General features: G+C 39.4%; 14 protein-coding genes and 2 pseudogenes. 3 read left to right on the top strand and 13 right to left on the bottom strand.

The genetic code is table 11. From position 1 onward, the window contains the following. Positions 1–3 precede the first annotated feature (3 nt). From EL076_RS01735 to EL076_RS01715, 5 genes are all read right to left on the bottom strand, one after another. Positions 4–1,179, bottom strand: coding sequence for a DnaD domain protein (locus EL076_RS01735; RefSeq protein WP_126428995.1), 1,176 nt, complete (start codon positions 1,177–1,179; stop codon positions 4–6). Next, positions 1,176–1,655, bottom strand: coding sequence for a transcriptional regulator NrdR (gene nrdR, locus EL076_RS01730; protein ID WP_003092257.1), 480 nt, complete (start codon positions 1,653–1,655; stop codon positions 1,176–1,178). The genes EL076_RS01735 and nrdR overlap by 4 nt, the downstream gene beginning before the upstream one ends. 121 nt (positions 1,656–1,776) lie before the next feature. After that, positions 1,777–3,294, bottom strand: coding sequence for a HAMP domain-containing sensor histidine kinase (locus tag EL076_RS01725; RefSeq protein ID WP_003092189.1), 1,518 nt, complete (start codon positions 3,292–3,294; stop codon positions 1,777–1,779). Beyond that, positions 3,291–3,980 carry a response regulator transcription factor gene (locus EL076_RS01720; protein WP_126428993.1) on the bottom strand — a complete coding sequence of 230 codons (690 nt, stop codon included), beginning with the start codon at positions 3,978–3,980 and terminating at the stop codon, positions 3,291–3,293. The genes EL076_RS01725 and EL076_RS01720 overlap by 4 nt, the downstream gene beginning before the upstream one ends. A 157-nt stretch (positions 3,981–4,137) precedes the next feature. Further along, on the bottom strand, positions 4,138–4,674 hold the full coding sequence (locus tag EL076_RS01715; protein WP_064519554.1) for a DUF177 domain-containing protein: 537 nt from the start codon (positions 4,672–4,674) through the stop codon (positions 4,138–4,140). A gap of 298 nt (positions 4,675–4,972) precedes the next feature. On the opposite strand from EL076_RS01715, the gene rsmG reads away from it, so the two are divergent. The 3 genes from rsmG (at position 4,973) to EL076_RS01700 (ending at position 7,830) form a co-directional block, all read left to right on the top strand. Then, positions 4,973–5,686, top strand: coding sequence for a 16S rRNA (guanine(527)-N(7))-methyltransferase RsmG (gene rsmG, locus EL076_RS01710; protein WP_126428991.1), 714 nt, complete (start codon positions 4,973–4,975; stop codon positions 5,684–5,686). Between the two features lie 68 nt (positions 5,687–5,754). Then, a complete protein-coding gene (locus EL076_RS01705) occupies positions 5,755–7,119 on the top strand; it encodes a TrkH family potassium uptake protein (RefSeq protein ID WP_126428989.1) in 1,365 nt (454 codons plus the stop codon). A gap of 39 nt (positions 7,120–7,158) precedes the next feature. Continuing rightward, a complete protein-coding gene (locus EL076_RS01700) occupies positions 7,159–7,830 on the top strand; it encodes a potassium channel family protein (protein WP_003092220.1) in 672 nt (223 codons plus the stop codon). 16 nt (positions 7,831–7,846) lie between these two features. Here EL076_RS01700 and EL076_RS10180 read toward each other — a convergent pair. From EL076_RS10180 to sstT, 8 genes and pseudogenes are all read right to left on the bottom strand, one after another. Further along, positions 7,847–8,017 (bottom strand): annotated as a pseudogene (locus tag EL076_RS10180) (ascorbate 6-phosphate lactonase); the annotation flags it as partial. Between the two features lie 52 nt (positions 8,018–8,069). Beyond that, positions 8,070–10,046 (bottom strand): transketolase, encoded by a 1,977-nt coding sequence (gene tkt, locus EL076_RS01690; protein WP_048787928.1) that lies wholly within the window; start codon positions 10,044–10,046, stop codon positions 8,070–8,072. Positions 10,047–10,255: 209 nt separating this feature from the next. Beyond that, the gene (locus tag EL076_RS01685) at positions 10,256–11,086 is read right to left on the bottom strand and encodes an energy-coupling factor transporter transmembrane component T family protein (protein ID WP_003092123.1); all 831 of its coding nucleotides are present in this window, start codon (positions 11,084–11,086) and stop codon (positions 10,256–10,258) included. Then, a complete protein-coding gene (locus EL076_RS01680; protein ID WP_003097962.1) occupies positions 11,079–12,755 on the bottom strand; it encodes an ABC transporter ATP-binding protein in 1,677 nt (558 codons plus the stop codon). The genes EL076_RS01685 and EL076_RS01680 overlap by 8 nt, the downstream gene beginning before the upstream one ends. 65 nt (positions 12,756–12,820) lie before the next feature. After that, positions 12,821–13,366, bottom strand: coding sequence for an ECF-type riboflavin transporter substrate-binding protein (locus EL076_RS01675; RefSeq protein ID WP_003092236.1), 546 nt, complete (start codon positions 13,364–13,366; stop codon positions 12,821–12,823). A gap of 9 nt (positions 13,367–13,375) precedes the next feature. Further along, on the bottom strand, positions 13,376–14,224 hold the full coding sequence (locus EL076_RS01670; RefSeq protein ID WP_003097965.1) for an SAM hydrolase/SAM-dependent halogenase family protein: 849 nt from the start codon (positions 14,222–14,224) through the stop codon (positions 13,376–13,378). A gap of 254 nt (positions 14,225–14,478) precedes the next feature. Next, positions 14,479–14,932: pseudogene (gene tnpA, locus EL076_RS01665) on the bottom strand (IS200/IS605 family transposase). 199 nt (positions 14,933–15,131) lie between these two features. Further along, a complete protein-coding gene (sstT, locus tag EL076_RS01660) occupies positions 15,132–16,340 on the bottom strand; it encodes a serine/threonine transporter SstT (protein ID WP_117647523.1) in 1,209 nt (402 codons plus the stop codon). Between the last annotated feature and the right edge of the window lie 119 nt (positions 16,341–16,459).

Raw genomic sequence — 16,459 nt, 5'->3', positions numbered from 1 at the left:
TGGCTACTCCTTTCCTTTTTCTAGTTTTGCCAAAGCCCGACGTCTAATTTCGTCTAACTTGGCTTGATCGGCCTGACTGGTTTGATTATCGTAATCAGGATCACTCCAGCTAGGTACATTTGTTTTCCTCTTAGAATCATCTTTTGCCCGATGTGATTTTTTGTCGTAACCACTACGCAAAGCCAAAAGCCCTTGTTCAGCAGTAACAATCTTCTTAAAGGCAAAATCGTTGGCAAGTTTAGAGATATACTCTCGGTTCACATTTGTTGAACGTGTCCGTCCCAAACTGTAGGCAACCATGAGGTTAATAACCTCATCCATAAAGCCTCTTTGTGCCAAATCCGTGAGAATCTTCTTCTCAGAATTAGTTACAGTCCCGCCTGGACCCTTAGCACTCTGTAAGTAATCAACAGGTTTTTCAGATTTAACAGCTTTAAGAATCTTTTGCTCCGTCTCCGTCAATGCAGAATCACTACCCAATTTTTGAGCTTGAGCCTGCTCTAATTGCACTTGCATACGCTTAACAATAATCTGGTGGTTCACGGCTGTCTTTTTAGCTAAGAGATAGGTATCATACCAATTCATGTCATAGGTTTCAGACAATTTATAGATTTCTGGAACATCTGTCTTTTCATCTGTAAATACAAGTCCATCAGCCTGCATACGATTCCTGAAACTACTTAAATCAAATGAATTTTTAGGCTTAATTTCAGAAACAGACTTTTGAGCCAAACGCTCATCAGTAAAAACATCCGAAAAACGTTTAGATAAATCTTGTAAACCATGTAAACTCGTCGGTTTTAAAGCATCTACTGCTGGTTCACCAATTTTTTGCTCTAGAAGTGAACTATAGACCGCATGCTTTAGAAACTGCTCGATAGATAGGGGAGACTTAAGCTCTACAACATAAAACCCTTGAGGTGACTGGTAAAAGGCCAAGAGATCTACCGCTGTCAGGACCGCCAGGGATTCCTGAAGAGGCTGCATACCAAAGTTAAGATGATTCAGAATAGCCGCAAACTTATGACGGTGATTACCATTGTCATAAAAAGCCAGGAAATACTGGTAGAGAGCGTATCCCTCACTCCCGATAATGGGATAATAGCAACGCATCAAACTTGCCTGATCGGGAACGATAACCTGATTGCCAACATAGACAAATTCTTCAATAGGTCTCATTTTTTAGACTCTTTTTTCGCACGGACAGTCTTGGTGATTTCTTGAAGTAATTTTTCAATCTCATCAACATCTTTGAAAGAACGGTAGACGCTGGCAAAACGGACATAGGTAATTTCATCAAGGTCTGCTAGTTCTTTCATGACTAAATTCCCAATAACTTCACTATCAACCTCTCCATCATGGTTACGGCGAATGTTTTGCTCTATACGGGTGATGGCATTTTCAATATCCTCACTTGAAACTGGGCGCTTCTGAGCACTCATCAAGATACCATTGAAAATCTTATCTCGAGAGAATTGTTCACGAGTACCGTCTTTTTTGACAACTAAAAGTGGAACTTCTTCCACACGCTCAAATGTAGTAAAACGGGCATGACAAGCATCACACTCTCGACGACGACGAATAGTATTTCCATCCTCTGCCTGACGGCTATCGATAACATTAGATTTATTATGTTGACATTTTGGACAACGCATGCACTTCACCACCAATCTTCGAAATTCAGTACTCTATTTTACCATAAAAACACATAAAAAGCACGTCTTTAACTAGACGTGCTCATGATTGAGCATTAGTATAAATCTCTTGTAAATTGACTTAATCCTCAAGTTGAGGTGTCGTAGTTTCTGACCCTGCAAAAGGAATGTAGAGGTCAAAACGTGTACCCACACCAAGTTCTGAACTGACATCAATATGGCATCGATAAGCTTCCACAATTTGATAGAGGATTGATAAGCCAATACCCACACCAGATTGGGTTGTCGTACGGTTACGCGCCTTATCTGAACGATAGAAGCGTTCAAAGATATGTTCAATATCTTCTTTGGAGATACCCTCACCATTATCCTGTACCTGTACTAACATCTCATCTTCCAGAGCCTTGATAGTAACCTGGATTTCCTTATTAACAGGCGAATACTTGACTGCATTATCAATCAAAATAGTAATAACCTGTTCAAAATGCTGGCTGTAAATCTGTGCCGGACGCTCTGAACTCTCAAAATCATTGAGATAGAATTGGTAGTCTTCATGTAGGACACGGAAATTCCCAATAACCGTACGGATTGAAGAATTCAAATCACATGTATCATTTCTATGATTGTCAAATGACCCTTTAACACGAATAGAATCCAACATATCGTTAATCATAATCGTCATACGGTTGGCTTCGTGACTTGCAGCTTCAAGACTTTCTTCAAGGATTTCAGGATCATTTTTACCCCAACGTTGCAAGAGGTCCATATGTCCCTTAATAACTGCAATTGGAGTACGTAATTCGTGACTGACGTCACTCAAGAAACGCATCTGCATCTGATTATTTTCTTGAATTTTATCCATCATACGGTTAAAGTTAACCGCCAAATCACCAATCTCATCATGACTCTCAATCTTAGAACGAAGCTCCAAGTCACTTGGCGAATCTGTAATAATACCCATCGTTTCGTGCAACTGCCTCATCGGACGAAGAATAGATGTCAAGACAACTACAGTTACTGCAATAACTAAGACAGTTATTCCTACTTCAAGGAATATCAATAGAAAAATTAGACGCTTTTTTAACGCATAGTAGAATTCCAAATCATGGAAAACTTGAGCATACCCAACAATGGTCTTCTTATCCTTGCCATAGATTGGAACTTGTAATAAGAAACCACGTTTACCTTTATAGGAAACCGACTTCAGTTTATTGACCTCAGACATGCCTGGAGGTGAGTCTGTATCCTCCTCAGAAGTAAAGATAAAAGTTCCCTTTTTGTCATAAACATAGACAGACTGATTGGAATATAATTTATTAGAAACCGCAACTTGACCATCTAAGGAATGCTTTTCAGAAAGCACTCCATTAATCATTGATCCATAGATATCTTTCGGTGAATAAAGGGCCGCTAAAAGCGGTTCTGGACTCAACTCTTCATCAGAGTCCCAGTCCTTTTCGATATAAGTAACAACTTTTGAGATTGTATTATTTACATTTTGACGTTCACGTTGCAAAAGAAGCGTATTGGCTGAGAGAACAACAACCAGAGTGAACATCGACAATACAATAAAGAAGACCACAGCAGCTGTTATGGTCAACTTTTTTCTAATAGTTACTTTACCAAATAATTTACTCATTTTTCACGGATAACGTAACCCATCCCTCGTACTGTTTGAATGTATGATTCCTTACCTGGAATGTCGATTTTCCCACGTAAGTAACGAATATAAACATCTACAACGTTTGTTTCAATTACGTCATCATATTTCCAGACTTGAAGCAAGAGTTCCTCACGAGTCATTACTTGGTTCATATTGCTTAAAAGTGTGTTCAACAAATCAAACTCACGTTTTGTCAATGGAATCGCCTCATCACCACGAACAACTGCACGGTTTTGAACATCCAATTTCAAATCGCGATAGGTTGACGCTTTAGCTGGTGCATTCTTAGTAGCTTCGATATCTTGGCGACGGAAGGTTGCACGAATACGTGCCAACAGTTCTTCAATCGCAAATGGTTTTACAATATAGTCATCAGCTCCACGGTCCAAACCGGCAACAATATCCATGATTGAGTCGCGAGCTGTCATCATCATAATATAAGTATTTTTTTCTTGTTGGAGACGACGTGTCACTTCGAAACCGTCCATCTCAGGCAACATAAGGTCCAAGAGAATAAGATCGAAATCTTTCTCAAGTGCCATTTCAAGTCCTTCGCGTCCGTTGTCTGCTGTCACAACGTCATATCCTTCGTGTTGAAGTTCAAGAGAGACAAAACGAGCAAGGTTTCTCTCATCTTCAACAATCAAAATGCGTTTGCTCATAATAACTATTTACCACTTTCATAAAAAATTTTTTGACTTCCATTTTCCCAAAAAGTATTTAGATTTACCCAATGAAAAAATCCGAAAATTAGCTTATAATGATAGAATAATATAGAATTTTAAAATTGTCAAACATTTTTAGTTTGTTTTTTTTGAATCAATTGTCATCAAATAGTCCATTCAATTGAGCAAAAGGATTACTTGCCTCTTTCTTCTCTTGTTTAAGAGCTTCAAAATCCTCTTCTGACAAGACTTCCCAATCATTACCTGAGAGCGAAATTTGTCCTGATTCCTCTTCAGGTGTCAGCACTCTCAAAGGAATATTAAGAAGAATATTATCTAAAATACTCTCATTAAGGTTAATAGTATCGCCATCCAAGATAAGAACTAGATTTTCTTCGACTAATTCCTTTTGAAGAGCAGCATCAGCCTCTTGTATAAAGGTTTCCGAGACTGGGTAATTAAACCCAAGTGTCGTAGGCTCAAGTGAACGGCTAGATGGCAAAGTAATATCATAGCTAAGTTGATAATCTAAAAGATATAAGCCATTATCATAGACTACATGACCACTTGCTTGAAGTTGTTCAAGATTTAAAACTTGGTCATAGCGTTCTTTAATTGACTCCAACAAAGAAGGTGCTTCATTAAAGGCTAGCCCTTCTGGAGACTTTCTAACTTCTGAAAGATAAATCATTTTTAATCCTCAAATTAAATTTTCCCATAGGGATCTATTTTCAATCCACAAGACCATAATCCCCTATATTCACTTTTCATTAAAGCGAGTAATTATGATTTTAGACTTAATTAACATTATATCAGATTTTAAAGAGAAAATAACATCTTTAATATTACATAATTTTAAACTTAGGAATTTTTTTAGCAGCTTATTAAAAACTGGTTCTTACTTAATCTTAAACAATCTTTTGCCATTAGATGAAAGAAATTAATTATGGTAAAATAGGGGCATTGAAACTAGATAAAAGGAATATAAAATGACACCTGAAGATTTTTACAAGGCTCTGAAAGAACTGGGGTTCGATCTCGGCCAAAAACAAAAAGACCAATTCCAACGCTACTTTGAGCTCTTGGTAGAATGGAACGAAAAGATCAACCTTACTGCAATCACAGAAAGAGACGAGGTCTACCTCAAACATTTCTACGATTCCCTAGCTCCTGTTCTCCAAGGACATATTAAAAATCAGACTATTCGACTTCTCGATATCGGAGCTGGAGCTGGATTTCCAAGTCTCCCTATGAAAATCCTTTGTCCTGAACTTGATGTGACTATCATTGACTCTCTTAATAAACGCATCAATTTCCTTAATCTCTTGGCCGATGAACTTGATCTCAGCGGTGTTCACTTCTATCATGGACGTGCAGAGGATTTTGGACAAGACAAGGCCTTCCGTGCTCAGTTTGATATTGTAACTGCCCGTGCTGTTGCACGCATGCAGGTTCTCTCAGAATTGACCATTCCTTTCTTAAAAGTGGGTGGGCAGCTTATTGCACTTAAAGCTGCAGCAGCTGACGAAGAGCTAGCCAATGCTAAAAATGCCTTGAACTTGCTTTTTGCCAAGCCTGTTCTCAACGAGAACTATAAACTGCCAAATGGGGATGGACGTAATATCACCATTGTCAATAAGAAAAAAGAAACCCCAAATAAGTACCCACGTCGTGCTGGGATGCCTAACAAAAAGCCGTTATAACGTTTATCCAAGGATGTTTCTTGCTTCTTGGATTATTATTTATTCTTATGATAACTCGGAGGTTTTCATTGATCAATCGTCTTTCTGTCACGCAAAAGCTTGTGCTCAGCTTTGTCTTTGTCATCATAGTGGGGAGTATTTTACTTAGCCTTCCCATAAGCCACTATGTTAACAGTCCAGAAACAAGCTACCTAGACCATCTCTTCAATACTGTGTCAATGGTCTGTGTAACTGGACTTTCTGTTGTCCCGGTCAGTAAGGCTTACAATGGTCTTGGTCAAATTCTCTCTATGCTTCTCATGCAGACGGGAGGACTTGGACTAGTCTCTCTTGTAGCCTTTAGTACCTATACCCTTAAAAATAAATTAGGACTGAGCGATCAAGATCTCCTTCAATCCGCACTTAGTAGGGATAGCCAAAAAGATTTGAAGTCTTATCTTTTTAAGGTCTATAAAATAACTTTTTCTATTGAAGCTATGGCATCACTTGTGATTATGACTGATTTCATTCCTCGTTTTGGACTTGGTCATGGCATTTTTAATAGTCTCTTTCTAGCTGTCTCTGCCTTTTGTAATGCTGGATTTGATAACTTAGGTTCTAACAGTTTACAGGATTATTCAACCAATCCAACCATTAACCTTGCTGTAGCTTTTCTCATCATGTCTGGAAGCTTGGGATTTGCAGTTTGGATTGATTTGATTCAACTAATGAGACGTTATATTAAAGATCGTCCAAGGAATTGGAAATTAGCTTGGAGACCTTTCAGTAATCAAAGCCGTCTTGTGCTTATAAGTACAGGTTGTCTCCTATTAGGAGGAACACTACTTGCTTGGTTGCTGGAAATGGATAACTCTAAAACCATCGGTACTCTCAATGTCTGGCAGCAACTTCTGGTAAGTTTCTTTCAGACTGTAACCATGCGTACCGCTGGTTTTGCGACTATTTCCTATACCAATGCTGATTTTTCTACAAATCTTCTTTTTATGATTCAGATGATTATTGGGGGTGGTCCTGGAGGAACTGCGGGTGGTATCAAGGTGACAACTGCCTCTATCATGTTCCTACTTTTTAAGTCAGAGCTGTCTGGTAACTCGAGCGTTGTTTTTCGAAACCGTATTATATCTAATAAAACCATTTTGCAAGCATTCACAGTTATACTCTTTTTCCTAACGATGCTCTTTGTCGGCTATGTTATTTTGCTGGAAACTAATCCTACTCTCTCACCACTAGGCCTACTTTTTGAGAGTGTGTCAGCCATTGCGACCGTTGGTGTTTCAATGGATTTGACCCCTAATCTAAATACCCTAGGACGCTTCGTTATCATGGCTCTGATGTTCATTGGTCGTGTCGGACCTATTACTGTTCTCTTGAGCTTGATGACAAAAAAAGAAAAACATGTTTCTTATGCCCCAACTGACATTTCAGTCGGCTAAACTATTTTATTAATTGACAATATTCTGAAAGGATTTTATATGAAAACACAAATTATTGGGGTCCTCGGTTTAGGAATTTTTGGACAAACAATTGCAACCGAACTCTCCTCTTTTGGACAAGATGTCATCGCCTTGGACAACAACTCTACAACAATTGATTCCCTTGCTGATCAGGTGACTAAGGCTGCTGTTGGGGACATTACTGACATTGAATTTCTACGTTCTGCTGGTATCGATACTTGCGACTCAGTCATTATTGCAACTGGAGAACACCTAGAATCGTCTGCGCTAGCGCTCCTACAATGTAAAAAACTTGGTATCACAAATATTATCGCCAAAGCTACGAATAACAATTATGAGGAAGTCCTTTACGGAATGGGTGCTAACTGGGTAATCACCCCTGAACGTAGCACAGCAAAAGAATTGGCTTCAAATATCCTCCGCTATAATATATCAAATGTTTTTCATTTAGAGGATGATGTGGCTTTAATTGAGTTGAAAATCCCTAATGAATGGGCCGGAAAGTCCTTGCATACTTTAAATCTAAGACAAACTTATAATGTCAACGTTATTGGTTTTAGAGATGAGGAAAATGGTAGGTTAAACACTCACTTTGACCCAACAAATAAACTACCTACCGAAGGAATTATTCTAGTAGTCGCTGACAATCGAACACTAGAAAAATTCGATTATTTAGGATATTTGAAATAAAATGACTTAGATAGACTAACATTTCTTGAATACCTAGATAGTTATTGATAGCTACTTCAATATCAAAGTCCTTACCATGTTTTGCAAAGTAGTTAGAGAAATGACAGTCTGCACCATGATAGATTGGGCCACCCAGTGTCTCAAATACATCGTTAACAGCCCTAGGTACCCTTTCTTCATTAGACAAAAAACATTGGTCCTTACAACCAATGTTTTTTTGTCTAAGAATTCAAACTATCTTAGTTCATACCTTTTACTGTTTCAACGACATTTTCTACTGTAAAGCCATATTCTTCAATAATTTTAGCAGCTGGAGCTGAGGCACCAAATGTATCAATTCCAATCACAGCACCGTCTAAACCAACATATTTATACCATGGTAGACTTGCTGCCATTTCGATTGCTACACGACGACGAACTGCATTTGGAAGAACTTCCTCTTTGTAGGCTTGATCTTGTGCATCAAAGACATCTGTTGATGGAACACTCACAACACGAACTTTGTAACCTTCTGATTCCAAAGCTTTTGCTGATGCTACTGCAAGATTTACTTCTGAACCAGAAGCAAGGAGAATAGTATCAAAATCTGCTGCTGTTTCATGAACAACATAAGCACCTTTTGAGACTTTATCAAAATCTGTTCCTTCTTCAACAGTCAAGTTTTGACGTGTCAAAACAAGCGCCGTAGGTGTTGATTTAGAAGTTACAGCTTGATACCATGCAGCTTGTGTTTCACGCGCATCTGCCGGACGATAAACATTAAGGTTTGGAATAGCACGAAGTCCAGCTAGATGTTCGATTGGTTCATGAGTCGGTCCATCTTCACCGACTGCAATAGAGTCGTGAGTAAAGACATAAGTAACTGGAAGTCCTTGAAGTGCAGACAAACGAACTGCTGCTTTTACATAGTCTGAGAATACGAAGAAGGTACCACCGTAAACACGAAGTCCACCATGGAGAGACATACCATTCAAGACTGTTCCCATCGTAAACTCACGTACACCAAATTGAATGTTACGGTTAAGACGATGTGCATCATCTTGTAGACCGTCAGATTTAATGTAAGTCATATTTGAGTGAGCCAAATCCGCAGAACCACCTAGGAATGTTGGCACTTTATCAGCAATAACATTCAAAGCATCTTGACTTGAATTACGAGTTGCTTGTGAATAACCATTTTCAAGAGCTGGAAAGTCTGAAGCTTGGAATTCAACTGCATCCTTACCTTCAAGAATGCGTTCAAGTTCAGCACCAAGTTCTGGGTAAGATTGTTTGTACTCATCTACCAAAGCAATCCAAGCGTCATAGGCCTGACGACCACGATCAACTGTATTTTCCTTGAAATCAGCATAAACTTCTTTTGGAACTTCAAATGGAGCATAGTTCCAACCCAAGTTTTCTCTTGCAGCTGCTGTTTCATCTGGTCCAAGAGGAGCACCGTGAACACCGTTGGTTCCTTGTTTATTAGGAGCACCATGACCAATAACAGTCTTAACCTCAATCAAAGATGGTTTACCACTTGCTTTTGCACTTTCAATAGCAGCATTGATAGCTTCAACATCCGTTCCATCTTGAACAAACTCAGTATTCCAACCATAGGCTTCATAACGTGCACGTACGTCTTCAGTAAATGAATCTTTAGTTTCACCGTCAAGGTTGATATCATTTGAATCGTACAAGACAATCAATTTATCCAATTTTTGAAGACCAGCATAAGATGACGCTTCGCCAGAAACGCCTTCCATAAAGCAACCATCCCCCGCAATAACATAAGTATAATGGTCAAAGATTGGGAAACCTTCCTTGTTGTAACGAGAAGCCAAGAAACGCTCCGCTTGTGCCATACCAACAGCTGTAGCAATACCTTGCCCAAGTGGACCTGAGGTAGCATCTACACCAACTGTATGACCAAATTCTGGGTGACCAGGTGTCTTAGAACCCCATTGACGGAATTGTTTAAGCTCTTCAATACTCAAATCTTTAAATCCTGACAAATGAAGGAGCGCATAAAGAAGCATTGAACCATGACCTGCCGACAAAACAAAACGGTCACGATTAATCCAATTTGGAACTTCAGGATTGACATGAATTTGCTTAGTAAACAAAGTGTAACCCATTGGTGCTGCACCCATTACCACACCAGGGTGACCAGAGTTAGCTTGGTTAATCGCATCTACCCCTAGAAAACGGATAGCATTTACTGAAAGGTTAGACATAATTTCCTCCTTAATAATATCAAGACTCTTTTAGTTATATCAATACTCCCTTAATTATATCACAGAAACGTTTTCACAATAAAGTACTTTATTGAAAATTTCATATAAATATCGTTCAAAAATTGGGAATAAAAAACTAAAAAAGCTCTGAGGATGCTATAGACATCTCAGAACTCTTTCGTTTATTTAGAACTCACTGAAAGACAACTTCAAATCCATGGATTGTAAAAACGCCCATGGTTAAGATAAATCAACTCCAGACTAATTCCCAATAAAAGAGTAGCTGATACGATTACAAGATAATCTTGTTTAGTCAAGGATTTGTGCACATACCATGTACGTTTTTTGTATTGACCAAATCGGCGTAATTCCATAGCCGTCGATACAGTATCAATACGTTCGAGTGACGAAAAAATCAGAGGGAGAACGATTTGTAGATTCCCACGAATACGTTTGACCAGTCCCGCCTTTTGTGACAAATCCAAACCACGCGCTTCTTGAGCCTTACGAATAGTAAAGAATTCTTCTTGAATATCTGGAATATAACGCAAGGTCAAACTGACGGAGTAAGCAAATTTGTAGGGAATACCAATCTGATTAAGACTAGCCGCAAACTGACTGGGATGGGTCGTCATAAGAAAAAGAATGGCAAGAGGGACTGTTGAAAAATACTTAAGCAAAAGATTTGCAAGATAAAAGAGCTCCTGACTGGTTAAATAGAAACGCCCCCATCCTTCAATCAGAACTGTCTTAGCTCCATAAATTTCTTCACCATAACTAGGTGCGAAAAGATAGACCATAAGTAGATTAAAAAGGGCAATCGAGCCAATGATCTTCACAACAAAAGAAATATCTCTCCAACAAATGTTGGCCAAGTTAAAGAGATAAATCGAAAGTAGGCCTACTGCTAGGATAAAGCGTGGATCATAGGTAGCCATACAAGCAACTGAAACCAAGATAAAGAATAACATCTTACTCGCCCCAGACAAATCATAGAGGAAACCTCGACCTGGTTGATAACCTATTAAACGATTAGACATAAGGCCCTCCTTTTTCTATATAATACTGGGTTACTTTTACTGGATCACATAACAACTTCTGACCTAAGCTATAAAGAGATGTCTGCTTGAGATTGGCTGACTCAAGTAGATCCTTCTGATTGAGAATGGTAACAGGATTATCATCTGCAATGATTTTACCTTCAAGTACAACGATACAACGATCGCTATATTCCAACATGAGCTGCATATCATGAGTAATCATCACAATGGTATGACCTTGCTTCTGAAGACTGTCCAAGAAATTCATGATATCCGTGTAAGTCTTGTAATCTTGACCAGCCGTTGGCTCATCCAAGATAATGATTTCAGGTTTCAAAACCAAGATAGATGCAATGGTCACGCGCTTTTTCTGACCAAAGGAAAGCGCAGAAATGGGCCATTTACGAAAACTATAGAGGCCACAAGTCTTCAGGACCTCATGAACACGCTCTTCAACCTCAGTCTCTTCAATTCCTCGCAAGCGCAAACCAAGAGCCACCTCATCAAAAATCATAGTTTGGCTAATCATCTGATTTGGGTTTTGCAAAACAAAGCCTATACGTTCTGAACGCTCGGCAATGCTATCCTGACTAATATCCCGACCCTTGTAAATTAATTGCCCTTGACTAGGGACAAAACCACATAGAGCCTTAGCAAGCGTCGACTTCCCAGCCCCATTTTTACCGACAATCGCTAGTCGCTCTCCTTTCTTCAAGCTAAAGGACATATCCTCTATGACTGCTGGATTATCTCCATAGGAAACGCTAAGCCCCTCAACCTTCAAAATAGAATCGGTCGAAGTTTCCGTTTTATCTCTCAAAACGCTATCTGGGATACCTAATCCAGACAAATCCAAAGCATCTAGTTGGCTAAGATTTTGTGCTCTAGTTGTATCAAATCCCAACTGACGTAAAACCGTCAGATACAGGGGGTCTCGAATCCCATTTTCCAACAAAAGTGTACTCGATAAAAGCTCATCTGGCCTACCGTTAAAGAGGAGCTCTCCTTTATTGACCAGTAAAATGCGGTCAACGGGACGATAAAGGACATCTTCTAGACGATGCTCAATAATAATCGTCGTAGCTCCTACCTCCTCGTGAATCTTATCAATGAGGTCAATGGTTCCCTGTCCTGATTTAGGATCTAAATTTGCTAGAGGCTCATCAAATAGAAGAATAGGACTCTCATCAATCAAGACACCAGCTAAACTGACTCGTTGCTTTTGGCCACCTGATAAATCTTGAGGGCGGTGATTCAAAAGAGAGGTTAAGTCTAGACGCTCAGCCCAGAGGGCTACCTTATCTTTCATCTCACTTTGATCAGCACAATCATTCTCCAAAGCAAAAGCCAAATCCTCGGCTACTGTTAGGCCAATAAACTGACCATCTGGATCCTGCAATACCGTAGATACCGACTGTGACTTATCATAGATAGATTGATTGAAAATATCCTGACCATCTATCCTTACCTGGCCTTTTGCCTGACCTTTATGAATATTCGGTATGATACCATTAAGACACTGAGCTAGGGTCGACTTTCCACTACCAGAAGGACCTAAGATTAGGACTTTTTCGCCCTTGGCAATATCAAAGCTGATATCTTTAAGCGTCGCTTCTGCTTGTGCATCATATTGAAATGTAAAGTGATTAAAACTAATGTATTTATCCATATTTCTACTAAAAAAGAGAGGAGGTATCAAAACAAACTGACAGTCCCACTCTCCTATAAGTCATGCTAATCTTTGGTAAGACTACCAGATTGTGTACGTGATCTAGCATAGATTGCAAGAAGGAGTGTTCCTCCAATTGCAATTGTAATAAAGTTAGCTACGCCAGCTACAAAACTTTGTGCATAAAGGTATGACCAGGCTTGTGCAAATTGGAGTCTATCACCAATAGGGGTAACAATACCATAGGCAATAAGGAGGGCCAATGCTTGTGCTAGGTTAAACCAAATCATACTCATCAAAGAAAACTTGCCAGTTGTCACATCATATTTTTTGTTGAATAGACCAATTACAAGTCCTGTAATAGCACTTGCAAGTACCCAAGCCCATGAGATATTTCCGTATTGGATGCCATCTTTAAGCGCATGGCCAATAAAGCCCATAAAGAAACCTGTAATAGGCCCATAAATCACTGAGAATAGGGCTTGAACAGCATACTGAAGTTGGATGCTAGTATTCCCAAAAATAGGGATATTAACAAACATACCAATGATAATAAAGAGTGCTGCACCAATACCTGTCGCAACTACTGTACGAATTGAATTATTTTTCATAATCTTACTTTAATCTCCTAAACGTTTGATTTCAATGTGCCAGTTAGAACCTACACCAACATTATAAGCCTTAGCAAAAGACCCTTGGTTAATGGCTAAGCCAACACGATAGAGGGAATTGATATAAATAATTGGCTGACCAATACGAACATCCGCAAAAGATTTCCCATAGGTAACTTGGTTTTGGTAGACCAACATATCATTGTTAAAGATGGTTACTTCGAATCGATCACCAAAGTTTGGTTCCAACGCGTAAAAGTCATCACGTGTGATAGAGGTCCAAAGAGAGCCGAAACGGACATCCAAAATGTCAATCGCCCCACGAACCAAATTATCCTCTATGATGGTTTCAACCACTGGAAGTTCTAAAATTTTGTCCACAGGTAACTCAGGACCAACTTCTTCAAAACTGATATGACCAGAAGCTAATTTGGCACCTGTATAGGCATAAACATCACGACCATGGAAGGTATAGGAAAGCTCTGTGTTACTACGACGATTCTCAACCTCGGAAATCTCACGAACAGCCACGATACCAACAACCTTCTTGATATAAGAAAGTGTTCCGTTATCTGGTGTGACGATATATTGCCCTGTCTTTGTTAAGGCAACCACACTTTTACGTGAGGAACCTACACCCGGATCAACTACCGAAACAAAGGTTGTCCCCTCTGGCCAGTATTCAACGGTCTGAAACAGACGATAAGAAGCCTCAAAAGTGTTGTAGGGAGTAATATCATGTGTCAGGTGATGAACTCCCAAACTCGCTTCTTCCTGAAGGGCCACACCAATCATGGCCGAAACAGCACCATCAACCAAACCAAAATCCGATTGAAGTACTAATAGGTTATTAGTCATAAATATCTCACCTTTTTCTATTAGAGACGTTTATTTTATCACATTTTATAGATATTTTAAAGATGACAAATTCTTGAGCTAGTTATAGCCTTTACCTATGTTTCCCTCTAAAATCATAACCACCCGTCTAACGGGTGGTTTGATCAAGGGCTATAAGCCCATAATACCAGCCAGCGCCTAAAGACGCTGGCTTTCACTTTGTTCAAGCCTTATTGCTTTTGACTCGTCACAAGCCTCTCAAAGAGGCATTCGCATTACTTACCGTTATCCCTAAAGGGATTTTCATATTCTTTCACGCTTAATTTATCCAAAGCGATATCATGCTTCTCTTGTTCCTGAATATATTTCTTAATTGTGGCTTCATTAAGTCCTACCGTACTTACATAATAACCTTCTGCCCAAAAATGTCTGTTCCCAAATTTATATTTTAAATTGGCGTGTTTATCAAACATCATCAATGCACTTTTACCTTTTAAATATCCCATAAAACTAGCTACACTCATTCGTGGTGGAATACTTACTATGATCTGGCATTAAGTGGCCTTCTATTATTTCAACGCCTTTATATTGGCATAGTCTATGAAAAATCTCTCCCAGACTACTCCTATATTGATTATAGATTATTTTTCGTCTATACTTAGGTGTAAATACAATGTGGTACTTACACATCCATTTTGTATGTGATAAACTGTGAGCTTTTTGCGCCATAGTCTTAACTCCTTCCGCTTTACAATTGGCTTGAACACCTATATTGTAACTCGTTTGGAGTGTTTTTGTTATGACGGTATAACCTTCGATGCGCACCCGCATAGCGGGTGGTTTATCTGTTTCGCACCTTCGGAGCGAAACGGACTTAAAGTCACATAATCAAAAAGTCAGCCCAAGAGGCTGACCATATAGTAGTTATCTAAGATTTCTTCCAACGACTTTTTTCTGCTACTGCTGTAAAAAGAACATCTGTTGACGAGTTGAGAGCTGTTTCACAAGAGTCTTGGATGACACCGACGATAAAGCCGACACCAACAACTTGCATAGCTAAATCATTTGAGATCCCAAAGAGGCTACATGCTACGGGTACCAAGAGAAGGGAACCTCCTGCAATACCTGAGGCACCGCAAGCAGAAATAGCTGAAACCACACTAAGAATAAGGGCTGTTGCAAAATCAACCTCAATTCCCAAAGTAGTCACTGCAGCAAGCGTCAAAACATTGATTGTCACAGCCGCTCCTGCCATGTTAATAGTTGACCCTAGAGGGATAGAAACAGAATAGGTATCAGGATTCAAGCCAAGGTCCTCACACAATTGAAGGTTAACGGGAATATTAGCCGCTGACGAGCGAGTAAAGAAGGCTGTAATCCCTGAATCTTTCAAACAACGGAAAACTAGTGGGAAAGGATTTTTCCCCATCATCATAAAAGCAATGATTGGATTAACAACCAAGGCAACAAAGGCCATTGTTCCCACTAAAACAAGGATTAGGACACCATAATCTGCCAAAACACCGACACCATTCTCAGAAATAGTATTAAAGACTAGACCAAGGATACCAAATGGGGCCAAGTTAATAATCCAACGAACGATTTGCGAAGTCACTTCTGCCAAGGTATTAAGCAAATCTTTCGTGTGATTGCTAGCTGTTCGCATGGCAAAACCAAAGACAACCGCCCATACTAAAACACCAATGTAGTTGGCTTGAGCCAAGGCATTGACAGGGTTATCCACCATCTTAAGCAATAAATCTTTAAAGACTTCTCCCACACCTTGAGGTGCCGTCGCTTTAGTCGCTGCTGCTGCTCCCAACTTCAGAGAAATTGGAAAAATATAGTGAGAAATAACAGCCGTCAATGCTGCCGCAAAGGTCCCAAAGAGATAAAGAACAATCACTGTCTTCATGTTGCTTTGTTGACCTTCTCGCGTTTGGGAAAGGGCATTGGCAACCAGGGCAAAGACTAAAAGTGGAGCAATTGCCTTCAAACCACCAACAAACATGTCTCCCAAGAGACCAATAACCGTAAACTTAGGAATAAATAAACCAAGCACAGCACCCACTACCACACCAATGGCAATGCGCTTAATTAGACTGGTTCTATTCCAAGTTGAAATAAAACGTTTCATAACTCATTAACTCCTTTTTGTGGTTAGCGCAACCACAAAGCATTCGACAGTTTCCATATTATGATAAATTACTGAAATCGTCAAGATATGAAAAAAGTCTGTGGTAAACAGGCTTTCAA

Source organism: Streptococcus vestibularis, from assembly GCF_900636445.1.
Classification (GTDB): Bacteria; Bacillota; Bacilli; order Lactobacillales; family Streptococcaceae; genus Streptococcus; species Streptococcus vestibularis.
The sequence above is the reverse complement of the archived record's forward strand: the minus strand, read 5'-3'. Positions and strand labels throughout refer to the sequence as shown.